The organism is Streptomyces sp. TSRI0107 (assembly GCF_001905845.1).
Classification (GTDB): Bacteria; Actinomycetota; Actinomycetes; order Streptomycetales; family Streptomycetaceae; genus Streptomyces.
In genome coordinates, this window is sequence record NZ_LIVZ01000007.1 from 346,461 (window position 1) to 368,661 (window position 22,201).

The following is a 22,201-nucleotide window of genomic DNA, read 5'->3' on the forward strand; positions in this document are numbered from 1 at the left end:
GCCCGTCTACGGCCGCCACAGCGAGTGCTTCCGCTCCGCCCACTCCCGGCTCACCGTCCCGGTCCGCATGCCCCGGCGGGCCTCCGGATCCGCGAGGGCCATGCCGACGTGTCCGGCGAGGACGATGCCGACGGTGAGGGCCAGCCAGTCGTGGACGAAGGTCGCGCTGGTGCGCCACACCAGCGGGGTGAGATGGGTGAACCACATCATCAGGCCCGTGCCGAGCATCACCAGGGTGGCTCCGGCGATCCAGGCGGCGTAGATCTTCTGCCCGGCGTTGAACTTGCCCGCGGGCCGGGACTCCGGGCGCCTGTCACGGCGTACGGCGGCGCGCAGCCAGCGGCCGTCGTGCGGGCCGAAGCGGTTGAGCAGGCGCAGGTCGGCGCGGAAGGCGCGGGAGGCCAGGGCGGCCAGGACCGGCACCGGCAGGGCGAGCCCGGCCCACTCGTGCAGGGTGACCACGAGCGCGCGGCGGCCGACGAGCTGGGCGAGTTCGGGGATGTACAGGCAGGCCGCGGTCAGCACGCACACGCCCGTCAGCGCGGCCGTGGTGCGGTGCGTCCACCGCTCGGCGCGGGTGAAGCGCCGGACTCGGACGGTGGCCGGCGGGGTCTCAACTCGTGGGCTCATCGTCCCGCCCGTTCGACCGGCCGACCCAGGCGTCGACGTCGTAGCCGCGCTCCTCCCAGTAGCCGGGCCGCACGTCCTCGGTGACGGTGATGCCGGAGAGCCACTTGGCGGACTTGTAGAAGTACATGGGCGCCACGTAGAGGCGGACGGGGCCGCCGTGGGCGTGGCCGAGGTCCTCGTCCCGCATGCGCAGGGCGACCAGGACGTCCGCGCGGCGGGCCTGGGCGAGGGTCAGGCTCTCGGAGTAGGTGCCGTCGAAGCAGGTGAAGCGTACGGCCGTGCCCTTCGCGCGCACTCCGGCGGCGTCCAGCAGCCGGGACAGCCGCACCCCTTCGAACGGCGTGTCCGGCACCCGCCAGCCGGTCACGCACTGCACGTCCCGGACCAGGCGGGTCTGCGGCATCGACCGGAGGTCGGCGAGGGTGTAGGAGGCGGGGCGGTCGACCAGGCCGTCGACGGTGAGGCGGTAGTTCTCCGCGTTCTTGCGGGGCACGGAGGAGGCGACCGAGTAGTACCGGAAGCCGCCGCCGTTCGGCAGCAGGCCGGTCAGGCCGGTGGGGTCCTTGTCGGCGGCGCCGCCGAGGAAGGACTCCAGGCCGCGTTGGAGGGTGGGCGCGGAGATCACGCCGAGGGCGCCCAGGCCGAGGGTGCCGAGGAAGACCCGGCGGCCGATGGGGCGGCCCTCCTCCTCGGGCTGTCCGGTGTTCACCCTGCCATTCGAGCACTCGCGCCCCCGGCCGGGCCAGGGGTGGCGGGTTTTCGTCCTCGCCGGTGTTCCGCCGCTGTTCCGCCCGCGCCGGGGATCCGAGGGGGCGCGTGGCCAGTCAGGCCGCGCCGAGCGCTCGGGTGCGGGCGGCGTGGAAGGCGGCGAGCGGGTCGCGGTCCGGGTAGGACCACGGTTCCGGGGTCGCGTGGCCGCCGATGCGGTGGAACAGGGCGGCGGCCTCGGCGCCCCGGCCCCCGCAGTGCTTGGCGTGGGCGAGGAAGTTCAGGTCGAGCAGGCGCCGGGGATGGTCGTCGTGCTCCCATTCCAGCCACCAGTCGAAGGCGGCCTTCATCACCTGCCGGGCCCGGCGTCCGGACCAGTGCCCGGAGCCGGCCGGGTCGGCGGGTTCGAACCCGGCGGCGGCCAGCACCCGGTAGCGCTCGGCGTGCGCGACCACGGGGAGGATCGCCAGCGGCGAGTCGGCCGGGGCCTGCTCGGCGGCCCAGTCGGCGAAGTCGTACACCTCGTGCAGCGGGTCGGGGCCGGCGCCGGCTCGGCGTTCGGCGAGCCGGGCGACCATGAGGTGGTGCGCGTGGTGGTGGTCGGCGTACCGGGCCCGTACCTGCTCGAAGGTCCGTACGACCTCCTCCTGGGCGCCGAGGTGCCGCTCCAGCAGGAGCAGACCGAGCCAGGGGGTGGGGTCGGCGGGGTACCGCTCCGCGGCGCTCCGGCAGGCCTCGCGGGCCAGGTCCGGTTCGTCCTTGCCGCGCAGCGCCCGCCAGACCCGGGCCAGGGCGAGCAGGACGGCGGCGTCGGCGGAGTCGGGCTCGGCGAGCAGCCAGGCCCGGGTCCAGGCGGCGCTGTAGGTCTCGCGCGCGAGGACGACGGCGCGGTGTCCGCGCCGGTCCCAGTCGTCGCCGGTGCGGGCCAGCAGGGAGCGGGCCGCCTGCCAGCGGCCCTGGGACAGCGCGGCGCGCGCGGCGGTGAGGTCGGTGTCGTCGAGAGCCGAGTCGAAGGCCCGGTCCGCGCTCCCCCGGTTTCTCGGCTTCGCTCGCACAGGGAGGGGACCTCTGGGCTGACTCGGACTGCCATCGGGTGATCACGCACAGCAAACCCCCAGCCAAGGGTCTCCGTCAAGCGCCGCCGGTACATGACACACGTCAACCGGCCATGACGGCACGGGACTTGTGACCCCCGGCCGGTCCGCCCCTCCCCCGGGCCCGTTCCGGCGTGACGTGCGCCATAGCGCGACCCCGCCGCGCCCCTCAGCATGGCGGGACGCACCCCATTTGTCCCGGGTCCGCCGATCATCCCGGCCGGCCCGAACGATCATCCAGGGAGCAGCTTGTCCGTCTCGGTTCTGGTGCTCGCCATGAGCGCCGCGTGCTGCCTGGGCTTCGGCTTCGTCCTCCAGCAGAACGCGGCCCAGCGCGCACCCCTCAACGACTTCCTCTCCCCGCGCCTGCTGCTGGACCTGGCGAAGATGCCCAGCTGGCTCGGCGGCATCGCCCTGATGGTCGCCGGCACGGCCCTCGGCGCGGTGGCGCTCGGCCAAGGCGAGATCTCCGTCGTGGAGCCGCTGCTCGCCACGAACCTGCTCTTCGCCCTCGCCCTCTCCCGGCACCACACCCGGCAGCCGCTGGGCCGCCAGGGCTGGCTGGGGCTCGCGCTGCTCGCGGGCGGGGTGACCGTGTTCCTGGTGGCCGGCGAGCCGCGCGGCGGAGGCGCGGCCCCCGGTCCGCTGCGGCCCTGGCTGATCATCGGCGTGATGGTGGGCTCGGCGCTGCTGCTGACCGCGTACGCCCGCCGCACCCGCGCCGGCGCCGGCCCGGTGCTGCTGGCGGTGGCCGCGGGCCTGCTGTACGGCGTGCAGGACGCGCTGACCCGGCAGAGCGGGCAGCGGTTCGCCTCCGGCGGCGCGGCCGAGCTGCTGACCGGCTGGCAGCCGTACGCCGTCCTACTGCTCGGCGTGACCGGGCTGCTCTTGCTGCAGAGCGCCTTCGAGACCGCGCCGCTGCGCAAGTCGCTGCCCGCGCTGACCGCCGCGCAGCCGCTCGCCGGCATCCTCTGCGGCGTCGGCTTCCTCGGCGACCGGCTGCACACCGACGCCGGCGCGCTGGCGTGGGCGGCGACGGGGCTCGCGGCCGTGGTGGGCGGCATCGTGCTGCTGGGTCTGCATCCGGCGCTGCCGCAGGGCGCCGTCGCCCCGGCGGCGGCGCCCGCCCTCCAGCCCGGCTGACCGGACCTTGCCCGGCCGGCCACGCCCGGCCCGGCTGTCCGGGTCCGGCCCGGCCGACCGGGCGGGCCTGCTTGGATGGGCCCATGAGCGCTGCGGACGAGATCCTGGACATCGTCGACGAGCACGACCGCGTGATCGGGCGGTACCCGCGCGGTGAGGCGTACGCCAAGGGCCTGCGGCACCGGTGCGTGTTCATCCAGGCCCGCGACGCCGAGGGCCGGATCTTCGTGCACCGCCGCACCCCGGCCAAGCTGGTCTTCCCCTCGCTGTACGACATGTTCGTCGGCGGGGTGGTGGGCGCGGGCGAGTCGTACGACGAGGCAGCGCTGCGGGAGGCCGAAGAGGAGCTGGGCGTCAGCGGACTGCCGCGGCCCCGGTTCCTGTTCAAGTTCCTCTACGACGACGGCTCCGGGCAGTCCTGGTGGTCGGCCGTCTACGAGGTCCGCTGCGACCTGCCGGTCCGCCCGCAGGCCGAGGAGGTCGCCTGGCACGCCTTCCTGCCGGAGCCGGAACTGCGGGAGCGGCTGCACGAGTGGGAGTGGGTGCCGGACGGCATGGCGGCCTACGAACGCCTGCGGGCGCACCGCTCGACGGGCTGACCTGCCCGTTCGAACCCCTCCCGGTACTGTCGGACACGTGATCGAACTCCTGCGGAACGTCCGCCTGTGGTTCGCCCCCGTACGCATACGCGAAGAGGGCGGCACCCCCGACTACCGGTTCTCGCTGGCGAACGAGCGGACCTTCCTGGCCTGGCTGCGGACCGCCCTCGCGCTGATCGGCGGCGGTTTCGCGGTGGACCAGTTCCTGCCGGACCTGCGCTGGGGCTGGCGGGTCGGTCTGGCGCTCGCGCTGCTGGCGGCGGGCGTGCTGTGCTCGCTGCGCGCGGTCAACCACTGGATCCGCTGCGAGCGGGCCATGCGGCGGGGCGAGGATCTGCCGGTGTCCCGGTTCCCGGCGCTGCTGAGCGTCGTCGTCGCGGTGGTGGCCGTGGCGATGGTCGTCGTCGTGCTGCTCGGCTGGGAAGGATGAGCGGGGCCGCCCCGGAGCGCGACCCGGGGCTCCAGCCCGAGCGGACCCGGCTGGCCTGGCGGCGCACCACCCTCTCCGGCACGGTCGCCGCGGTGCTCGCGATGCGGACCGCGCTGACCGACGGCCCCACCGCCGCGGGTGCCGTGGTCTGCGCCCTGTGCTTCACCCTCTGGCTGGCCTTCCTGCTCCTCGCCCACCACCGCATCCGCACCCTCATGACGACCCCGCGCCCCGCCCCCTTGACCCCGCGCCACGCCACAGCGGCCACCCTCTGCACGGCGACTCTGGCGGTGTGCGCGGCGGCACTGATCCTCTAGAGCCGCCCGGCAGGCTCTGGAGGGCCGCAGGCCCTGGAGGGTCGCAGGCCCTGGAGGGTCGCAGGCCCTGGAGGGTCACAGGCCCGCGGAGCCTGTCGCAGACCCTGCGGGGTACGCGGACCCCATGCAACCCTTATCTCCGGAAATGCTCCTTTTCCCTCCTTTCTCCCTCGACAGCTTCCGGAAGTGAACCCATGACGAGTCCCCACATGGAACACGCCGCCCACACGCACACCCACGGCCCGGACTGCGGACACACCGAGGTCCCGCACGGCAGCCACGTCGACTACGCCCACAACGGGCACCTGCACCGCGAGCACGGCGGCCACTGGGACGAGTGCGAGCCCGCCGGGCACACCACCCATACGGACCACGGCCACCGGCACGGCGAGGACTGCGGCCACCCCACGGTCCTGCACGGCGACCACATCGACTACCTCCACGACGGCCACCGGCACGCCGAGCACGACGGCCACTGGGACGACCACTGAGCCCGCCGGCACCTGCCATGTGACGGCTCCCCGCGACGCGCGCGGAGCCGTCGTCCTATCGTGGCCCTGATCACGTTCGCTCCGCCTACTGGACGGCATACCGACCGGTCGGCATCATGAATCGGGTCCCGTTAACCCGTCCGTAGGAGCGACGATGAGTTCCGACCACCCGCCAGGCCTCGATCCGGACCGGCTGCGCGCCCTGCTCGACCGCGAGCGCCCCGGTCTCGTGCAGGGCCCGCTGACCGGCCGGCTGATCGAGGGCGGGCGGTCGAACCTCACCTACGCCGTCACCGACGGCACCTCCAAGTGGGTCGTACGGCGCCCCCCGCTCGGCCATGTGCTGGCCACCGCGCACGACATGAAGCGCGAGCACCGGGTGATCAGCGCCCTGCACCCGACGAAGGTGCCGGTGCCGCGGCCGGTGCTGCTGTGCGAGAACCCCGAGAACGAGGCGGTGCCCGGGGCGCCCTTCTACGTCATGGAGTTCGTCGAGGGCACCCCGTACCGCACCGCCGACCAGCTCGCCCCGCTCGGCCCCGAGCGCACCCGGAACGTGGCGCTGGGCCTGGTGGACACCCTCGTCGAGCTGCACGCCGTGGACCCCGCCGAGGTGGGGCTCGGCGACTTCGGCCGCCCCGAGGGCTTCCTGGACCGGCAGCTGCGCCGCTGGGGCAAGCAGCTGGACGCCTCCCGCAACCGCGAACTGGCCGGCATCGACGAGCTGCACGCGGCCCTCGGCCGTGACCTGCCGAGCTCCCCCGCCCCGGCCGTGGTGCACGGCGACTACCGCCTGGACAACGTCCTGATCGGCTCCGACGACCGGATCAAGGCGATCCTCGACTGGGAGATGTCCACCCTCGGCGACCCGCTGACCGACCTGGGCCTGCTGGTGATGTACAGCATGCCGCTGGGCATGCCCGAATCCCCGGTCTCCACGACCGCCGAGGCCCCCGGGCACCCGGCCCCGGCCGAACTGATCGAGCGCTACGCCGCCCGCTCCGGGCGCGACGTCTCCCAGGTCTCCTGGTACACGGCCTTCGCCTGGTTCAAGCTCGCCGTGATCCTGGAGGGCATCCACTACCGCTACACGCTGGGCCAGACGGTCGGGCGCGGCTTCGACCGCATCGGCGACCTGGTCCCGGTCTTCATCGCCCACGGTCTGACCACTCTGCAGGAAGGCTGACGCCATGGACTTCGCGTTCGACGCACGTACCGAGGAGCTGCGTGCCAAGCTGCTCGCCTTCATGGACGAGTACGTCTACCCGGCCGAGGCCGTCGCCGAGGAACAGCGGGCCCTGCTGGCCTCGCCGTGGGACACCCCGGCCGTGGTCGAGGAGCTGAAGGCGGAGGCGAAGCGGCAGGGCCTGTGGAACCTCTTCCTGCCCGACGCGGAGCACGGCGCCGGCCTCACCAACCTCCAGTACGCGCCGCTCGCCGAGATCACCGGCCGCAGCCCGCACCTGGCGCCGACCGCGACGAACTGCGCGGCGCCGGACACCGGGAACATGGAGGTCCTCGCCCAGTTCGGCGACGAGGCGCAGCAGAAGCAGTGGCTGGAGCCGCTGCTGGCGGGCGAGATCCGCTCCGCGTTCGCGATGACGGAGCCCGAGGTGGCCTCGTCCGACGCCACCAACATCACCACGCACATCGAGCGGGACGGCGACGAGTACGTCATCACCGGCCGCAAGTGGTACATCTCCGGGGCGATGAACCCGGACTGCAAGATCTTCATCGTGATGGGCAAGACCGACCCGGACGGCGCGGACATCCGCCGCCAGCAGTCGATGATCCTGGTCCCCCGCGACACCCCGGGCGTCACGGTCGAGCGCGCGATGCAGGTCTTCGGCTACGAGGACCACTCCCACGGCGGCCACGCCGAGGTGATCTTCGACCAGGCGCGCGTGCCGGTGTCGAACCTGATCGGCGAGGAGGGCGGCGGCTTCGCCATCGCCCAGGCCCGGCTCGGCCCCGGCCGGATCCACCACTGCATGCGGCTGATCGGCATGGCCGAGCGGGCGATCGAGCTGATGTGCAAGCGCGCGGTCTCGCGTACGGCCTTCGGCAAGCCGCTGGCCGCCCAGGGCGTGGTCCACAACTGGATCGCCGACGCGCGGGTCACCGTCGAGCAGCTGCGGCTGCTGGTGCTGAAGACGGCCTGGCTGATGGACACCGTCGGCAACAAGGGCGCGCACACCGAGATCCAGGCCATCAAGATCGCGACTCCCCGCGCGGTCGTCGACATCCTCGACAAGGCGATCCAGCTGCACGGCGCGGGCGGCGTCAGCCAGGACTTCCCGCTGGCCGAGCTGTACGCCGGCGCGCGGACCCTGATGATCGCCGACGGCCCCGACGAGGTGCACCAGCGGTCGCTGGCGCGGCGGGAGCTGAAGAAGTACGCGTGAGACACGTGTAAGGGGCGGCTGCCACTGCAGCCGCCCCTTACACGTCGTACACGACGTACGCGTCGTGTACGTGGCGCCGTTACGGCCGCAGCGCCCGCAGCAGCAGGTCCGCCAGGTGGTCGGCGACCTGCTGCGGGGTGAGGGGGCCGTCCGGGCGGTACCAGGTCGACAGGTGGTGCACGGACCCGAAGTGGTAGTCGACCACCAGGTCCGCCGGGGTCGCCTTGGAGAAGACGCCCGCCTCCTGGCCCTCCTCGATCAGCGCGCGGAAGCGTTCGTGATAGCGCCGGCGCTCCGCGCGCACCTGCTTGTTCTTCTCCGGGCTCAGATGGTGCATGGAGCGGAAGAAGATGGACGCGTCGTCCAGGTTGTCGATCGTGGTGACCACGACGTCCGCCGCCGCGTCCCGCACCCGCTTCTCCACCGGCTCGTCGGCGCCCGCGAAGGTGTCCAGCCGCTCCTGCTGGAGCCGCAGCACGCGCGCGTACACCTCGTGCAGCAGATCGTCCTTGGAGCCGAAGTAGTGGTACAGCGCCCCCTTGGTGACGCCGGCCGCCTCGACGATCTCCTGCACCGAGGTGCGGTCGTAACCCTGCTCGGCGAAGAGCCGGGTGGCGGCGGCCAGCAGCCGCTGCGGCACAGGAGTCCCGTCTCCGTCCGTCGTCCTGGGCACTGCCGCCACCTGCCTTCCTCGTCGCCTTACCGATTGTCCTGCGCTTCGTCCCGCGCCTCGTCCTGTGCGCGGGAACGCAACTCCCGCCGGAGGATCTTCCCACTCGCCGTCTTCGGCAAGTCGGGCAGGATCTCGACCTGACGCGGGTACTTGTAGGCGGCCAGTCTCTCCTTGCAGTGCGCCGCCAGCGCGTCCGGGTCCGTCTCCGCGCCGGGACGGAGCGAAATGTACGCTTTGACGGTCTCGCCGCGGTACCCGTCGGGCACCCCGACGACGGCCGCCTCGCGCACCGCCGGATGCGTGTAGAGCACGTCCTCGACCTCGCGCGGCCACACCTTGAAACCGGACGCGTTGATCATGTCCTTCTTGCGGTCGACGACGTACAGCCAGCCGCGCTCGTCCATGAACCCGATGTCCCCGGTGCGCAGCTCGCCGTCCGGGAAGGTCTCCGCGGTGGCGTCGGGCCGCCGCCAGTAGCCGGGCACGACCTGCGGGCCCCGGACGACGATCTCGCCCTGTTCCCCGAACGGCACCTCGGCGCCCTCGTCGTCGACGATCCGCACGACCGTGTCGGGCCCGGGCACGCCGACGGCCAGCGTGCCGGAGGCCGGGTCGACGGGCGCCTCCAGGTGCGGCGGGACGGAGGCGCAGGGCGCGGTGCACTCCGTCAGCCCGTAGCCGTTGCGGATGTACGGCCCGAAGCCGGCCCGGAACTTCTCCACCAGGGCGGGCGGCAGCGGGGCGCCGCCGGAGGAGATCACCCGGAAGGACGAGAAGTGGTCCGGGGTGACGGACGGGTGCGCGGCCAGCGCCATGAAGGCCGTGGACGGGCCGACCGTGTAGTGCGGCCGGTGCTCGGCGAACGCGTCCAGCACGACGCCCGCCTCGAACCGGTAGGCCAGCACCAGCGTGCCCGCGCTGTTCAGACAGGCCCCGAACTGGCAGACCATGCCGGTGATGTGGAACAGCGGCGCCATCGCGAAGTACACCGGCGCCTCCGGCAGCCCGAGCCCGGTCCGCTGCCGCTCGGCGTTGTACATGATGTTGCCGTGCGTGTTGGTGGCGCCCTTGGGTGTGCCGCTGGTGCCGGAGGTGTAGCTGATCAGCGCGAGATCGCCGGGCCCGGGCTCGCGCCCCTGGGGCGCCTGGTGTCCGGCGCGGGCCACGGCCGTGAGGTCGTCGGCGTCGGCGGCCCGCGGCAGCCGCTCGAAGGTCAGCACGCGCGTGTCCCCGCGCGTCTGGAAGTCCAGTTCGCACCCGGTGAGCACGATCCGCACCGGCGAGTCCTGCGCGGTGTCGCGCAGATACGACTCCCAGGCCCGGTCGGAGCAGATCAGCGCCGCCACCTCGCCGTCCCGCAGCACGTGGGCCACCTCGCCCGACTTGTACATCGGGTTCACCGGCACCACGACCGCGCCCGCCTTCCAGGCGCCCAGCACGGCGAGCACGAACTGCGGGGAGTTCTGCAGCAGCACGGCGACGCGGTCCCCGCGCTCCAGCCCGCGGGCGGCGAGGTGCCCGGCGACCGAGTCGCTCAGCTCGTCGGCCTCCCGGTAGCTCAGCCGCCCGTCGAAGTAGGCGAGGAAGGTGCGGTCCGGGGCCTCGGCGACCGCGCGCCGCAGCGCGTGCACCAGTGAGTCCGCCGGGCTCACGGGCGCCTTCTGGGCCTCGTCGAGCAGCGCCAGCCAGGGCTTGTCTGCGTAACGGACGCCGGTCACCGGGTCGCCTCCCACTTCTGCTGGAGGTGGTTCATGCCGCTCAGCCAGCGGTCGGGTTCGGCGGCCCGCGCCTGGTAGTACCCGGCGACCTCGGGGTGCGGCAGGATCAGGAACCGGTCCTCCTCGATCCCGGCGAACAGGGCGTCCGCGACGGCCTCCGGCTCGATCGCGGTCGGCGCGAGGACCAGGTCGCCGGCGCTGCCGGTCCCGGACAGCATGTCGGTGCGCACGCCCTGCGGGCAGATCGCGTGGACCTTGACGCCCCGGTGCCGGTACGTCAGCGACAGCCACTCGGCGAAGGCGTACGCCCCGTGCTTGGTGACGCTGTAGGGCGCGGCCCCGATCATGGTGAGCAGCCCGGCGGCCGACACGGTCGACACGAACCGCCCGGCGCCGCGCTCCAGCCAGTCCGGCAGGAGGACGTGCGCCGCCCGGACGTGGGCCATGACGTTGACGTCCCAGGCGAGCGCCCAGACGTCCTCGCCGGCCGCCTCGGAACCCCCGGAGGCGACGCCGGCGTTGGCGCAGTAGACGTCGACGACGCCGCCGAGCGCGTCCCGCGCCTGGTCCACGATCGCGGAGGCGTCCCCGGGCACGGCGATCCCGCCGACCTCCTCGGCGACGGCCTTCGCCTTCTCGGCGTCCAGGTCGTTGACGACGACCCGGGCCCCCTCGGCGGCGAACCGCCGGGCCAACGCGGCCCCGATCCCGCCACCGGCCCCGGTGACGACGACTCCCGCACCCTGCACGGCTTCCACCATCGGTCTCCTTCGACGCGACGCGACACGGCTCTCCCCCGGTGATACGTCAGACTAACCGGTCGGTATGTCACAAGGAAGGGAAACGGCGACGCCGGGGAGGGGGCGCGGGGAACCGCGCGACCGGCTCCCACCGGCCCGCACCCCTGCGACACTCCCTGCGGGAGCACTCCACACACCCCGGAGGTAACCGCATGAAGCTGTCCAGACGCACCCTCCTGGCGACCACCGCAGCCCTCACCGCGACGACGACGGCCACGGCGGGCGCGGCCCCACAGGGCCGTACCCTCCGCACCGGCTTCGAACGCCTCGCGCAGGACGGGTACGCGATCCTCCACGGCGAGCGCGTCGGCGTCGTCACCAACCCCACCGGCATCACCAGGGACGCCCGCCACATCGTCGACGTCATGCACGCCGACGACCGGGTGAACCTCACCGCCGTCTTCGGGCCCGAGCACGGATTCCGGGGCACCGCCCAGGCCGGCGGCTCCGAGGGCCGCTACGACGACCCGGCCACCGGTCTCCCCGTCTACGACACGTACCTCAAGAGCGGCCAGGCCCTCGCCGACATCTTCACCGCCTCCGGCGTGGACACCGTCGTCTTCGACATCCAGGACGTCGGCGCCCGCTTCTACACGTACATCTGGACCCTCTACGACTGCATGGCGGCGGCCGCGCTCGCCGGCAAGCGCTTCGTGGTCCTGGACCGCCCGAACCCGGTCACCGGCCGCTCCGCGCAGGGTCCCGTGCTGCACAAGGAGTTCGCCACCTTCGTCGGCCGGGAGCCGATCTCGCAGGCGCACGGGATGACGGTCGGGGAGCTGGCCCGGCTGTTCGACGGGGAGTTCCTGACGACGCCCGTGCCGCTGGACGTCGTACGGATGACCGGCTGGAAGCGGTCGGCGTTCCACGACACGACCGGGCTGCCGTGGGTGCCGCCGAGCCCGAACATGCCGACGCCGGACACCGCGCTGGTGTACGCCGGGACGTGCCTGTTCGAGGGCACGAACCTCTCCGAGGGCCGGGGCACCACCCGCCCCTTCGAACTGCTGGGCGCGGAGGGGATCGACGGGCGCTGGGCCGCCGCGGCGAACGAGCTGTCCCTGCCCGGTGTGCGCTTCCGGGAGGCGTACTTCGCGCCCACGTTCTCCAAGTTCCAGGGGAAGACCGTCGGCGGTGTCCAGATCCACGTCCACGACAGGGCCGCCTACGACCCCGTCCGTACCGGTATCGCGCTGCTGGTGACCGCCCGGCGGGTCTGGCCGGGCTTCGCCTGGCGGTCCGACAACTGGATCGACAAGCTGACCGGCTCCACCCGGGTCCGCACGCTGATCGACGCCGGGGCGGGCACGGACGACGTGGTCGCGGACTGGCAGGCGGAGCTGGCGGCCTTCCGGGCGGTCCGGAAGGAATACCTGCTGTACTGACCGGCCGTGACATATGGCCAACCTCCCCCGTTGGCAGGACGATGCGCCCACGGCGCGCACCTGTGGGGACGGAGGGGCTGGCGATGGCGAACCCGGGCATGAGCGTGACTCCCTATGCGGAGCTGACCTTCGACGCGGACGGAGACGCCGACGGGCGCCGGCGGGACCGGCTCGTCGACCGGGTCGCGGACGGCGGCGTCCGCGACCTGGTGGTCTTCGCCCACGGCTGGAACAGCGACCGCTCGGCCGCCACCCGGCTCTACAGCGCCTTCCTCGCGCCGTTCCCCCGGCTCGCGCCGCGGGCGCGGATCGGGTACGCGGGGGTGGTGTGGCCGTCGATGCGGTTCTCGGACGAGCCGATCCCGGACTTCCCGCGCTCCGTGGCGGCCGACGACCCGCCGCCCCGCCCGGCGCTCGACAAGGTCACCCGGCACGCGCTGCTGGAGACCTTCCCCGGGCGGGCGACGGTGGTCGACCGGCTCGCCCGGCTGCTGGACCAGCACCCGCCGCAGGAGGCGGCGCTGGAGGAGTTCGGGCGGCTGGTCCGGCTGCTGGTGGAGGTGGTGCCGCCGGGCCCGCAGGGGCTGTTCGCGGCGGACACCCTGGCCGAGGGGGTGCCGCAGGACGGGCCGCGGATGTTCTCCGCGCCGGTGGCGGAGGTCTGCGAGGAGTTCGCCCGCGCACGGGCCGGGGAGCGGGCGGAGGGGCTGCGGCTGCCCAACCCGTGGGAGGGCGCCCAGGAACTGCTGCGGCAGGCGACGTACTACGCGATGAAGCGCCGCGCGGGAACCGTGGGCGAGCGGGGGCTCGGGCCGGTGATCGGGCGGCTCGCGGCGGCCGCGCCGGGGCTGCGGGTGCATCTGGTGGGGCACAGTTTCGGGGCGCGGCTCGTGTCGTTCGCGCTGCGCGGGATGCCGGAGGGCGTGCGGGCGGTGAAGTCGGTGACGCTGCTCCAAGGGGCCTTCTCGCACTACGCGTTCGCCGCGCGGCTGCCGCACGACGCCCGCGCGGGAGGCGTGCTGCAGGGGCAGCAGAACCGGATCGACGGCCCGCTGGTGTGCTGTCACTCCCGGCACGACACGGCGCTCGGCACGTTCTATCCGCCGGCCTCGCGGATGGCGGGCGACGACCAGGGACTCGCCGGCCTCGATCCGGCCCGTGCCCTGCGCGACCGGTGGGGCGCGCTGGGGTACGGCGGGCTGCGGGCGGTGCCCGGCACGCGGTCCCTGACGCTCGCCGAAGCGCTGTCGGAGCCGCTGCCCGGCTCCGGGTGCGTGAACGTGGACGCGGCGGCCGTGGTCCGGCGCGGCGGACCGCCCGCCGGCGCGCACGGCGACATCCTGCACCCGGAGCTGGCGCGGCTGGTGGTGGCGGCGGGCCGCGTCCGCTGACCCGCCGCCGCGCCTCAGGGCTCACCCGGCTCAACCGGATCCTCGACCGGGTGTCTCACCGGTGCGAGGTGAACTCCACGACCTGCTGGTACGTCGGCCGGTTCTGCCAGCCGACGATGCGGTGGCCGATGCCGCCCAGGGCCCGGTGGACGATCGCGTCGGCGCACCACTGGTCGCCGGCCGCGCAGTGCTCGTCGCCGGGGTAGACCTGGGCGGCGGTCTTCCCGGCCGCCTCCTTCAGCGTGCCGATCAGGGTGTCCCGGCAGGCGGCGAGGCTGCCGTCGCCGCAGTAGGTGTCGGCGAGCGGGCCCCGCACCTGCTCACCGAGGACCGTGCGGATGTCCTTGTCGACATAGCTCCACCAGCCGTACTGGAAGGCGCTCCCGGCGTGCGCGCCGGTCGGGCCGTGCGCGGCGGACGGGGACTCGTCGACGGGCAGGTTGGCGGTGACGGCGGTGTACAGGCCGCCGCCCAGGCCGGGTTCGAACTCGGCCTTCACCAGCAGCGGCCACCAGGCGTCCAGGACGCGGATCGCCTCCGCGTGCGCGTACGTCCGTGAACCGGCCGACGTCTCCGTCCGCCTGGCCCCGGCCGCCGCCCATGCCCGCAGCTTGCTCACGGCCGCCGCGGCCTCCGGGTCGGTGACCGGGGCGCTGTCGATCACCTTGAGCAGGTTCGGCAGCACCTGCTCGGCCCGCAGGTCGGTGAGGCCGGCACCGGCCATCGCCTTCACCAGTGACGCCCGGGTCACCCCGCCCGCCTCGACCAGCTTCGCCACCCGGTCGTCGAGCAGGTCGCCGCGGTGGACGCGGCCGTTGCCCCAGGGCGCGGACGGGTAGTCGCGGGCCGGTTTGTTGTTCCAGGAGACGTAGTAGTCCTGGTCGATCGAGTTCGGGTGCCGGTCGGGCGGGGTGTAGTCGGGGGTGTTGGTCGCCGGGTCCCAGTTCCGCCACTCGTACGCGGGCCGCGCCCACACCGGGAACTCTGCGTCGACGCCGTTCGCGCGCACCGGGTTGTCGCCGCTGTTGTAGTACGCGGTGTGCTCGGAGTCGGCGTAGAACCAGTTGAAGGTGTAGTTGATGTGCTGTGCCGCCCGCTGGAAGCTCTCCGGGCCCGTGACGTAGCCGGGGTCGTTCAGCATCTGGAAGCCGATGATCGAGTCGGCCTCGTGCAGGTACGAGGTGCGCAGGGTGGTGTAGGCGACCTTCTTGCCGCCGACGGTCGCGCGGTGGGTGACCGGGCCGTACTTCGTCCGCCAGACCCGCATCGTGTACGAGCCGGCGGCGGTGCCGTCGGCGACGGTCGGCTTCCAGGCGTTCCTCTGCTCCACCTTCTCCATCGGGACGCAGGTGCCGCGGTGCAGGTAGTGGTGGTCGTCCTGGCACAGCTCGACGGCGTAGGTGTCGACGACGTCCTGGCCGGAGGTGGTGGCGCTCCACGCGTAGTCCTGGCCGCGCCCCAGTTCGACGTAGAAGCTGAGGCCCGCGAAGGAGGCGCCGCGGGCGCTGATGCCGGGGCCCTGGATCTCCTGGAGCATCAGCAGCTGCGGCGCGAAGTAGCCGGTCTGCGGGCCGAAGACGGCGACGGGGTGGCCGCTCGCGGTGTGCTCGCCGCTGACGACGAGGGCGTTGGACATGCCCCGCCTGGCGGAGGTGACGGCGTTGGCCGCCGCGCCGGCGGAGGCGTCGGCGGCACTCGGGCCGGTGGCGCTGCCGGTGCGGTCGTGCACCAGTGGTTCCGGTGTCACCGAGCCGGCGTCGGGCAGCGCCAGGCCCTGCGGGTCGTCGGGTCTGACGGCGTAGGGGAAGCTGCCGTCGTGGACGGTGAGGGCGGCCTCGGGGTCGTTGCGCATCCGGAAGGACTCCCAGACCCGGGTGCCCTCGGCCACGCCGTACCGGGACTGGGCGGCCAGCAGGGACAGCGCGTTGTTCACCTCGCCGCCGCCCCCGGAGCCGAACAGCGCGCCGACGACGGAGGCCAGGGCGACCAGGTCGGTGGGCTTGAAGTGCTCGATGGTGCCGACGTTGGTGACGGAGTCCTTGTGGCCGGTCAGGACGTACTCGCCGGGGAAGTAGCGGCCGCCGTCGGAGGCGTCGATGTAGGCGTTGACGCCGTCCACGTAGGCGTTGACGTCGGCGAGGGCCTGCCGGCCGCGCTCGCCGTGCCGGGCCGCCGCGCCGTCGATCTGGGCCTGGAGGTCGGCCTCGGTGTAGGGGGCGTTGCGCCAGAACTCCTGCTCCAGGCCCTGGTTGGCGGGGGCGCCGCCGGCGAACGGCGTCAGCCGGCCGCGGCCGACGTGCCGGAAGACGTCCATCAGCCACAGCCGGTCCTGGGCGGCCGCGTAGCCGGCGCCGAACTCGGTGCCGTAGCGGGTGGTTCCGGTGATGTGCGGCACACCCGTCTTCTTGTCGCGGACGATCGTCACGTCGGTGCGTCCCGCGGGGCGGACGGTGGAGGCGATCTGGTCGGCGGGGACTCCGAAGGAGGCGTCGTTGAAGAAGCCGCCGAGGGTGGCGTCGGTGAGGTTCTGGTGGCCGCCGGCCAGGCCGGCGTAGGGCCCGAGCTGGTCGTCGGTGTGCGCGGGGCGGGTGCCGAAGGCCTGGTGGAGGAGGATCTGGGCGAGGGTGGCGTTGCCGTTCTGGCCGGGCGGCAGGATGTCGGAGCACCGGCCGCCGCAGTGGTCGTCCGCCGCCGCGGCCGGGGCGGCCGGCGCCTCGGGGAGCGCCGCCGCCGGGGAAAGCGGGGACAAAAGGCCGGCAACGAGGACGCATAGGGACGCGGCCTTCAGGAACCCGGGGAATCCGCGGGGAGTTCTCAGTCTGTCGAGCGCGTTGTGTGGGGTGCGCCGTGGCATGGCAGTTCCTCCCGACAGGGGTGGGCCGGTGGTTACCGCCGGTATCCCCGAGTTCGAAGCTGAACATGCGTCACTTTCGGGTGGCGCAGGGTCCGTTGATGGCGGCCATCGCACATCGGATGGCCACGGAAGGGAGCCGAATCGCGTGTCGATACGTCTATTCGGCGACGTCCGTACGACGACGCCGCAGTGACCGAAGTACAGGTGCAGGTGTGACGGAGGTGCAGGGCGATGGCCGGTTTCCGGAGTCTGGCGAGACAGGTACGAGACCCCCGGTGCGATCTGGCGCTACGGCGCTACTCGCTGCGCAAGTGCCTAGAACGGTTCGCCCCTTACGGGCATCGGGCGACCTGGGACCATCTGTGCTCCCGGGCCGGGTTCGGTCCCGAGGACCGCTCCCCCGACCCGGCGCGGCTCGTGGCCGCGCTGGAGGAGCTGGAGGAGGCGCGGGCGGTGTGGCTCGCCTACGAGGTCGAGTTCGCCGAGCGCCGCAGGAAGGAGAAGCACGACGGACTGCGCAGGCCGGGCAGTGTGGACGACTGGCACCGGCTGACCTGGGGCGGCTTCGGCGTCGCCTGGTGCGACGACCCCCGGGTCCACCCCGACGAGCCACTGGCCGAGGTGCTGCGCAAGCTGATCGCCGCCCTGGAGCGCGAACCGGGTTCGGGCTGCCCGGTGTGCGACGGGGAGCGGCTGTTCTGGAAGTACGACCTGGACCACGAACCCTCGTCCGGCCCGGTCTGCGCGGACTGCGGGATTCTCGTACCGCGGCCCGTGCTCACGCCGGAGGCACTGGCGTACGCCCGGCGCACCCGGGTGCTGGTGTCGGCGTGAGGGAGTAGTCAGGGGGGTGCGCTGGGGGATGCCGCACCCCCGTTCGTCAGGGGAGTTCCGACAACGGGGGCACCGCGCTGGGCAACGGGGGCATCGCGTCCGGCGACGGGGACTTCAGGACGAACGCGTTCCGCCGGACCGCCGGCCGCCCGGGCGCTCCACCAGCAGGCGGGAGCCGGTGAGGCGTTCGCCGAAGACGTCGCCGGGGTTGGACAGCACGCAGGTGTCCAGCGAGAGACAGCCGCAGCCGATGCAGTCGGTGAGATGGTCGCGCAGCCGGTTGAGCTGCTTGATGCGCTCGTCCAGCTCGGAGCGCCAGGCCTCCGACAGCCGGGCCCAGTCCTCATGGGTCGGTGTGCGCTCCTCGGGGAGCTGGGCCAGCGCCTCGCGGATGGTGGCCAGCGGGATGCCGACGCGCTGGGCGGCGCGGATGAAGGCGACCCGGCGCAGGGTGTCACGGCTGTAGCGGCGCTGGTTGCCGCTGGTGCGGCGGCTGCCGATCAACCCCTTGGACTCGTAGAAGTGCAGGGCCGAGACGGCGGCGCCGCTGCGCGCGGAGAGCTGGCCGACGGTGAGCTCGTGGATCTTCTCTGGAATCTGGGGCACTCCCCGAACCCTACCGATCGCGTCACACGGACGGTCCGTTGACAGGTCCCTTCGGGCCGACCATGCTAAGCAGTTGCTTAGGCATGCGAGGACGCATGTGACCGAGTGGTGCGAGCGAGAGGCCGGGACATGGCAGAGCCGAGGATCTTCACGTCCGTCGACGAGCTGAAGGCGGCGGTGGGCGAGCAGCTGGGGTACAGCGACTGGCTCGAGATCGACCAGAAGCGGATCGACCTGTTCGCGGAGGCCACCGGCGACCACCAGTGGATCCACGTCGACCCGGAGAAGGCCGCGGCCGGGCCGTTCAAGACGACCATCGCCCACGGCTACCTCACGCTTTCGCTGCTCCCGCTCTTCGGGCCGCAGCTGATCGCCGTCGAGGGCATGAAGATGGGCGTCAACTACGGCAGCAACAAGGTGCGCTTCCCCTCCCCCGTGCCGGTCGGCTCGCGGGTGCGCGCCACGGCCGCCGTCACCGGTGTCGAGGACGTCAAGGGCGGCGTCCAGGTCACGGTCGCCTTCACGGTGGAGCGCGAGGGCGGCGACAAGCCGGTGTGCGTGGCCGAGGCGGTGTCCCGGTACTACCTCTGAGGTCCGGTACTACCTCTGAGGTCCGGCCGGGGGTTCCCGGTCCGGGGTCACTTGACCCCCACCATCCTCAGCACGAGGTCGGCGTAGAGCGCGCCGACCTCGTCGGGGGTCCAGGGGCCGTTCACGTTGAACCAGCGGGCCACGTCGATGCAGAGGGACAGCACGGCGAGGGTGGTCCCCTTGACGTCCAGCACGTCGAACTCGCCGGACGCGATGCCGTCCTCGATGATCCCGCGCACCTCGTCGTCGCACTGGCGGCGCAGCGCCAGGATCTCGGCGCGGGCGTCCTCGCCGAGCGAGTCCAGCTCGTACTGGACGACCCGGGCGGTGGTGCGGCCGCCGGCGTGCCAGCGGACGAAGGAGCCGACCGCGTCGGCCAGCCGCTCCCGCGCGGTGCCCTCGCGGCGGGCGGCCGTGCGCAGGATGTCCAGCGCCTTCTCGTGGCCGATCCGGCTGATGCGGTGGAGCAGCTCTTCCTTGGTCTTGTAGTGGATGTAGAGCGCGGCCGGGCTCATGCCGGCGCGGCCCGCGATGTCGCGGGTCGTGGTGGCGTGGTAGCCGCGCTCGGCGAAGGCCTCCACGGCGGCGATCAGCAGCCGCCGGGCCGCGTCCGGGGTGACCTCGCCCCACGGCTGACTCTCGCCGCCGGACGTCTCCTCCGCCGTACTCATCGCTCGTTCGCCCCTCTCGCCGACAGGGGCACCACCATACCGCCGAACCTGAGCGCCCGCTTAGACGCCCCGCTCGGAGCAGGTCGGGTACCGGGCGCCGTCCTGCCGACGAGATGGCGTGCTCAGAACGCCGAGACCCCGGTGAGCGCCCGGCCGATGAGGAGCTTCTGGATCTGGCTGGTGCCCTCGTAGAGGGTCATCACGCGGGCGTCCCGCAGCAGCTTGCCCGCCGGGTACTCGTCGATGTAGCCGTAGCCGCCGAAGACCTGGAGGGCGTTGTTGGCGGCGCGGACGGCGGCCTCGGAGGCGAAGAGCTTGGCCTTGGAGGCCTCGGTGGCGAAGGGCAGCCCGCGGTCGACGAGGTCGGCGACCCGCCAGGTCAGCAGCCGGGCGGCGTCGACGTCGACCGCGATGTCGCTGATCAGCTCCTGGACGAGCTGGTGGTGGGCGATGGTCCTGCCGAACTGTTCGCGTTCCCCCGCGTAGCGCACGGCCGCGTCGAGGGCGGCCTGGGCGATGCCGACACAGCCCGCCGCCACCGACATCCGGCCCTTGGCCAGGGCGGACATGGCGACGGAGAAGCCCTTGCCCTCCTCGCCCAGCATCGCGCTCGCGGGGACGCGCACGTCCTCCAGGACGAGTTCCGCCGTGGCCTGTCCGCGCAGTCCGAGCTTGCCGTGGACGGTGCGGCGGCTCAGGCCGGGGGTGTCGGTGGGCACCAGGAAGGCGCTGACGCCCTTGTGGCCGGGCGCGTCGATGGAGCGGGCGAAGAGCAGTACGACGTCGGCCCAGGTGCCGTTGGTGATGAACATCTTGGTGCCGCTCACGACGTAGTGGTCGCCGTCGCGCACCGCGCGGGTGGCGAGGCTGCCCGCGTCGGAGCCGGTGCCGGGCTCGGTGAGGCCGAAGCAGCCGACGTACGCGCCGGAGGTGAGGCCGGGCAGCCACTGCCGCTTCTGCTCCTCGCTGCCCCAGGCGGCGATGGTCTTGGCGACCAGGCCGAGGGAGACGGAGACGATGCCGCGCACGGACGAGTCACCGCGGCCCAGCTCCTCGGTCACCAGGCAGTACGCCAGGTGGTCGCCGCCGGAGCCGCCGTACTCCTCGTCGACGGTGAGCCCGAGGAAGCCGACCTCGCCGAGCTTCTTCACGATGCCCCGGTCGACCTCCTCGGCGCGGTCCCAGGCGACCACGTGGGGGGCTATCTCGCGCTCCACGAAGTCCCGGGCGAGCTGCCGTACGGCGGTCTGTTCCTCGCTGAGCTCCAGGTTCATGGCGCGTCACCCCACACATAGGTCACAGATTGAAAGTCGCACATTTAAATTAGCACTGCTAGTTTCCAGTCGCAGCCCTACTATGTGCGCCATGGCCCGACCGCGCAAGCCCTTGCTCAGCACCGACCGGATCGTCGAGACGGCCCGGGAACTCGTGGACGCGGAGGGCCTGTCGGCCGTCTCCACCCGGCGGCTGGCCGCCGAACTCGGGGTGAGCGGGCCCTCGCTCTACAACCACTTCCGCACCAAGGACGAGATCCTCGAGGCGGTCGCCGACTCGGTGAGCGGCCAGGTCGACCTGTCGATGTTCGAGGACGGCCGGGACTGGCGGACCGCGCTGCACGACTGGGCGGTCTCCTACCGCGCCGCCCTGCGCGACCACCCGAACATCGTCCCGGTCCTCGCCCGCGGCCCCGGCCGCCGCCCCGCCGCGCTGCGGCTCGCCGACGCGGTGTACGGCGCGATGGTCGACGCCGGTTGGCCGCCCGCGCAGGCCACCTCCATCGGCGCGCTGATGCGGTACTTCATCATGGGCTCCGCGCTCGGCTCGTTCGCCGGCGGCTTCGTGGACGACGCCAGCGCCTACGACCCCGCCGACTATCCCCACCTGGGGCAGGCGCACCGCCTCGCCGAGCAGCAGGAGAAGATCGACGAGCGGGCCTTCGAGACCGGGCTCACCGCCCTGCTGGACGGGCTGGCGCAGCAGTTCGCGCTGGTCGGGCGCCCTGCGTAGCACGGTTCGGCGGGGACCGAACCGTGTGTGCCGCATGCTGGGGGCATGACCACCAGGGACACCCGGGCGGCCGGGCTCGCCGCCCTCGCCGGCCTGATCGCCGACACCACCCGGTCCGCGTGCCTGCTGGCGCTGCTCGACGGCCGGGCGTGGACCGCCGGTGAACTGGCCCGGCACGCGGGCGTCGCCCCCTCGACGCTGAGCGAGCACCTGGGCAAGCTCGTCGCGGGCGGGCTGCTCGCCGAGGAACGGCAGGGGCGGCACCGTTACGTCCGGCTGGCCGACGCCCGCGTCGCGCAGCTGCTGGAGGATCTGGCGGCCCAGGTCGTACCGGGGACGCCGCGGCGTCCGCGGAGCCTGCGCGAGGCCGGCGCCGGGTCGGCCATGGCCCGCGGCCGCACCTGCTACGACCATCTCGCCGGGCGCCTCGGCATCGCGGTCACCGACGCGCTGGGCGCGCTCGGGCTGCTGCGCCGGGACACCGGTTTCGCGCTCACCGACGCGGGGCTGGCCTGGTTCGCCGACGCCGGTATCGACCTGGACCGCACGGGCCGCCGCCCGCTGGCCCGGGCCTGCCTCGACTGGACCGAGCGCCGCCCGCACCTCGCCGGCGTGGCGGGCGCCGCCCTGTGCCGGCACGCGCTCGACGCGGGCTGGTGCGTGCGCATCGGCTCGGAGCGCGCGGTGAAGGTGACGCCGACGGGCGAGCGGGCCCTGGCCGAAGCGCTGGGCATTCCGGCGGGGTCGCTGCGCTGACGCCGGTCCGAAATCCGCGAGCTGTCCCCCTCTGCCTCTCCTAGGGGGTGTCTCGCCGATCATGCCGGGCTCGCGGCGCCTGGCACCGCGCCTCGCCG

23 protein-coding genes are annotated in these 22,201 nt (G+C 73.1%); 13 read left to right on the top strand and 10 right to left on the bottom strand.

The genetic code is table 11. From position 1 onward, the window contains the following. Positions 1-6: 6 nt before the first annotated feature. From AMK31_RS20860 to AMK31_RS20870, 3 genes are all read right to left on the bottom strand, one after another. The gene (locus AMK31_RS20860; protein WP_073942097.1) at positions 7-630 is read right to left on the bottom strand and encodes a cytochrome b/b6 domain-containing protein; all 624 of its coding nucleotides are present in this window, start codon (positions 628-630) and stop codon (positions 7-9) included. Further along, entirely contained in the window at positions 614-1,339 is a 726-nt protein-coding gene (locus tag AMK31_RS20865) for a molybdopterin-dependent oxidoreductase (RefSeq protein WP_073942098.1), read from the bottom strand. Before AMK31_RS20865 ends, AMK31_RS20860 begins: the two co-directional genes overlap by 17 nt. A gap of 115 nt (positions 1,340-1,454) precedes the next feature. Continuing rightward, positions 1,455-2,393: a hypothetical protein gene (locus tag AMK31_RS20870; RefSeq protein WP_073942099.1), complete on the bottom strand. Its 939-nt coding sequence runs from the start codon at positions 2,391-2,393 to the stop codon at positions 1,455-1,457. 288 nt (positions 2,394-2,681) lie between these two features. On the opposite strand from AMK31_RS20870, the gene AMK31_RS20875 reads away from it, so the two are divergent. The 7 genes from AMK31_RS20875 (at position 2,682) to AMK31_RS20905 (ending at position 7,817) form a co-directional block, all read left to right on the top strand. Then, positions 2,682-3,575 carry a DMT family transporter gene (locus tag AMK31_RS20875; protein ID WP_073942100.1) on the top strand — a complete coding sequence of 298 codons (894 nt, stop codon included), beginning with the start codon at positions 2,682-2,684 and terminating at the stop codon, positions 3,573-3,575. An 83-nt stretch (positions 3,576-3,658) separates the two neighbouring features. Further along, positions 3,659-4,174: an NUDIX domain-containing protein gene (locus tag AMK31_RS20880; RefSeq protein ID WP_073942101.1), complete on the top strand. Its 516-nt coding sequence runs from the start codon at positions 3,659-3,661 to the stop codon at positions 4,172-4,174. A gap of 37 nt (positions 4,175-4,211) precedes the next feature. Next, positions 4,212-4,604, top strand: coding sequence for a YidH family protein (locus AMK31_RS20885; RefSeq protein ID WP_073942102.1), 393 nt, complete (start codon positions 4,212-4,214; stop codon positions 4,602-4,604). Next, a complete protein-coding gene (locus tag AMK31_RS20890) occupies positions 4,601-4,921 on the top strand; it encodes a DUF202 domain-containing protein (protein WP_073942103.1) in 321 nt (106 codons plus the stop codon). Before AMK31_RS20885 ends, AMK31_RS20890 begins: the two co-directional genes overlap by 4 nt. Positions 4,922-5,115: 194 nt before the next feature. Continuing rightward, a complete protein-coding gene (locus AMK31_RS20895; RefSeq protein ID WP_073942104.1) occupies positions 5,116-5,412 on the top strand; it encodes a hypothetical protein in 297 nt (98 codons plus the stop codon). A 154-nt stretch (positions 5,413-5,566) separates the two neighbouring features. Then, a complete protein-coding gene (locus tag AMK31_RS20900) occupies positions 5,567-6,598 on the top strand; it encodes a phosphotransferase family protein (RefSeq protein ID WP_073942105.1) in 1,032 nt (343 codons plus the stop codon). 4 nt (positions 6,599-6,602) lie between these two features. Next, the gene (locus AMK31_RS20905; protein WP_073942106.1) at positions 6,603-7,817 is read left to right on the top strand and encodes an acyl-CoA dehydrogenase family protein; all 1,215 of its coding nucleotides are present in this window, start codon (positions 6,603-6,605) and stop codon (positions 7,815-7,817) included. A gap of 79 nt (positions 7,818-7,896) precedes the next feature. Here the strand turns inward: AMK31_RS20905 and AMK31_RS20910 are convergent, their stop codons facing one another. From AMK31_RS20910 to AMK31_RS20920, 3 genes are read right to left on the bottom strand one after another with little or no spacing between them, the layout of a single operon-like run. Next, positions 7,897-8,490 (bottom strand): TetR/AcrR family transcriptional regulator, encoded by a 594-nt coding sequence (locus tag AMK31_RS20910; protein WP_073942107.1) that lies wholly within the window; start codon positions 8,488-8,490, stop codon positions 7,897-7,899. A 26-nt stretch (positions 8,491-8,516) separates the two neighbouring features. Then, entirely contained in the window at positions 8,517-10,208 is a 1,692-nt protein-coding gene (locus tag AMK31_RS20915) for a class I adenylate-forming enzyme family protein (RefSeq protein WP_073942422.1), read from the bottom strand. Continuing rightward, entirely contained in the window at positions 10,205-10,969 is a 765-nt protein-coding gene (locus tag AMK31_RS20920) for an SDR family oxidoreductase (protein ID WP_073942108.1), read from the bottom strand. The genes AMK31_RS20915 and AMK31_RS20920 overlap by 4 nt, the downstream gene beginning before the upstream one ends. Positions 10,970-11,160: 191 nt before the next feature. On the opposite strand from AMK31_RS20920, the gene AMK31_RS20925 reads away from it, so the two are divergent. Next, positions 11,161-12,393, top strand: a complete 1,233-nt coding sequence (locus AMK31_RS20925) for an exo-beta-N-acetylmuramidase NamZ family protein (protein ID WP_073942109.1) — start codon at positions 11,161-11,163, stop codon at positions 12,391-12,393. 83 nt (positions 12,394-12,476) lie between these two features. Then, positions 12,477-13,784: a serine-threonine protein kinase gene (locus AMK31_RS20930; RefSeq protein ID WP_073942110.1), complete on the top strand. Its 1,308-nt coding sequence runs from the start codon at positions 12,477-12,479 to the stop codon at positions 13,782-13,784. Between the two features lie 55 nt (positions 13,785-13,839). On the opposite strand, the gene AMK31_RS20935 is transcribed toward AMK31_RS20930, so the two are convergent. After that, the gene (locus tag AMK31_RS20935; RefSeq protein ID WP_073942111.1) at positions 13,840-16,638 is read right to left on the bottom strand and encodes a penicillin acylase family protein; all 2,799 of its coding nucleotides are present in this window, start codon (positions 16,636-16,638) and stop codon (positions 13,840-13,842) included. Between the two features lie 231 nt (positions 16,639-16,869). Here AMK31_RS20935 and AMK31_RS20940 point away from each other — a divergent pair, with 231 nt between their 5' ends. After that, on the top strand, positions 16,870-17,472 hold the full coding sequence (locus tag AMK31_RS20940) for a hypothetical protein (protein ID WP_073942112.1): 603 nt from the start codon (positions 16,870-16,872) through the stop codon (positions 17,470-17,472). Between the two features lie 114 nt (positions 17,473-17,586). On the opposite strand, the gene soxR is transcribed toward AMK31_RS20940, so the two are convergent. Beyond that, positions 17,587-18,078: a redox-sensitive transcriptional activator SoxR gene (gene soxR, locus AMK31_RS20945; RefSeq protein WP_073942113.1), complete on the bottom strand. Its 492-nt coding sequence runs from the start codon at positions 18,076-18,078 to the stop codon at positions 17,587-17,589. A 129-nt stretch (positions 18,079-18,207) separates the two neighbouring features. Here soxR and AMK31_RS20950 point away from each other — a divergent pair, with 129 nt between their 5' ends. Beyond that, positions 18,208-18,669 carry a MaoC family dehydratase gene (locus AMK31_RS20950; RefSeq protein ID WP_073942114.1) on the top strand — a complete coding sequence of 154 codons (462 nt, stop codon included), beginning with the start codon at positions 18,208-18,210 and terminating at the stop codon, positions 18,667-18,669. Positions 18,670-18,716: 47 nt separating this feature from the next. Here AMK31_RS20950 and AMK31_RS20955 read toward each other — a convergent pair whose 3' ends face one another. Then, a complete protein-coding gene (locus tag AMK31_RS20955) occupies positions 18,717-19,340 on the bottom strand; it encodes a TetR/AcrR family transcriptional regulator (protein WP_073942115.1) in 624 nt (207 codons plus the stop codon). 122 nt (positions 19,341-19,462) lie between these two features. Then, complete coding sequence (locus AMK31_RS20960; protein ID WP_073942116.1) at positions 19,463-20,614, bottom strand: acyl-CoA dehydrogenase family protein; 1,152 nt, start codon at positions 20,612-20,614, stop codon at positions 19,463-19,465. A 91-nt stretch (positions 20,615-20,705) separates the two neighbouring features. On the opposite strand from AMK31_RS20960, the gene AMK31_RS20965 reads away from it, so the two are divergent. Both AMK31_RS20965 and AMK31_RS20970 read left to right on the top strand, forming a co-directional pair. After that, the gene (locus tag AMK31_RS20965) at positions 20,706-21,347 is read left to right on the top strand and encodes a TetR/AcrR family transcriptional regulator (RefSeq protein WP_073942117.1); all 642 of its coding nucleotides are present in this window, start codon (positions 20,706-20,708) and stop codon (positions 21,345-21,347) included. A 45-nt stretch (positions 21,348-21,392) separates the two neighbouring features. After that, the gene (locus AMK31_RS20970; protein ID WP_073942118.1) at positions 21,393-22,103 is read left to right on the top strand and encodes an ArsR/SmtB family transcription factor; all 711 of its coding nucleotides are present in this window, start codon (positions 21,393-21,395) and stop codon (positions 22,101-22,103) included. The last annotated feature ends 98 nt before the right edge of the window (positions 22,104-22,201 follow it).

Coding starts and splice junctions, on each gene's coding strand:
- AMK31_RS20940 (WP_073942112.1), top strand. CDS start 16,870: ATGGCCGGTTTCCGGAGTCTGGCGAGACAGGTACGAGACCCCCGGTGC.
- AMK31_RS20925 (WP_073942109.1), top strand. CDS start 11,161: ATGAAGCTGTCCAGACGCACCCTCCTGGCGACCACCGCAGCCCTCACC.
- AMK31_RS20895 (WP_073942104.1), top strand. CDS start 5,116: ATGACGAGTCCCCACATGGAACACGCCGCCCACACGCACACCCACGGC.
- AMK31_RS20900 (WP_073942105.1), top strand. CDS start 5,567: ATGAGTTCCGACCACCCGCCAGGCCTCGATCCGGACCGGCTGCGCGCC.
- AMK31_RS20920 (WP_073942108.1), bottom strand. CDS start 10,969: ATGGTGGAAGCCGTGCAGGGTGCGGGAGTCGTCGTCACCGGGGCCGGT.
- AMK31_RS20890 (WP_073942103.1), top strand. CDS start 4,601: ATGAGCGGGGCCGCCCCGGAGCGCGACCCGGGGCTCCAGCCCGAGCGG.
- AMK31_RS20965 (WP_073942117.1), top strand. CDS start 20,706: ATGGCCCGACCGCGCAAGCCCTTGCTCAGCACCGACCGGATCGTCGAG.
- AMK31_RS20950 (WP_073942114.1), top strand. CDS start 18,208: ATGGCAGAGCCGAGGATCTTCACGTCCGTCGACGAGCTGAAGGCGGCG.
- AMK31_RS20960 (WP_073942116.1), bottom strand. CDS start 20,614: ATGAACCTGGAGCTCAGCGAGGAACAGACCGCCGTACGGCAGCTCGCC.
- AMK31_RS20905 (WP_073942106.1), top strand. CDS start 6,603: ATGGACTTCGCGTTCGACGCACGTACCGAGGAGCTGCGTGCCAAGCTG.
- AMK31_RS20930 (WP_073942110.1), top strand. CDS start 12,477: ATGGCGAACCCGGGCATGAGCGTGACTCCCTATGCGGAGCTGACCTTC.
- AMK31_RS20880 (WP_073942101.1), top strand. CDS start 3,659: ATGAGCGCTGCGGACGAGATCCTGGACATCGTCGACGAGCACGACCGC.
- AMK31_RS20935 (WP_073942111.1), bottom strand. CDS start 16,638: ATGCCACGGCGCACCCCACACAACGCGCTCGACAGACTGAGAACTCCC.
- AMK31_RS20860 (WP_073942097.1), bottom strand. CDS start 630: ATGAGCCCACGAGTTGAGACCCCGCCGGCCACCGTCCGAGTCCGGCGC.
- AMK31_RS20955 (WP_073942115.1), bottom strand. CDS start 19,340: ATGAGTACGGCGGAGGAGACGTCCGGCGGCGAGAGTCAGCCGTGGGGC.
- AMK31_RS20970 (WP_073942118.1), top strand. CDS start 21,393: ATGACCACCAGGGACACCCGGGCGGCCGGGCTCGCCGCCCTCGCCGGC.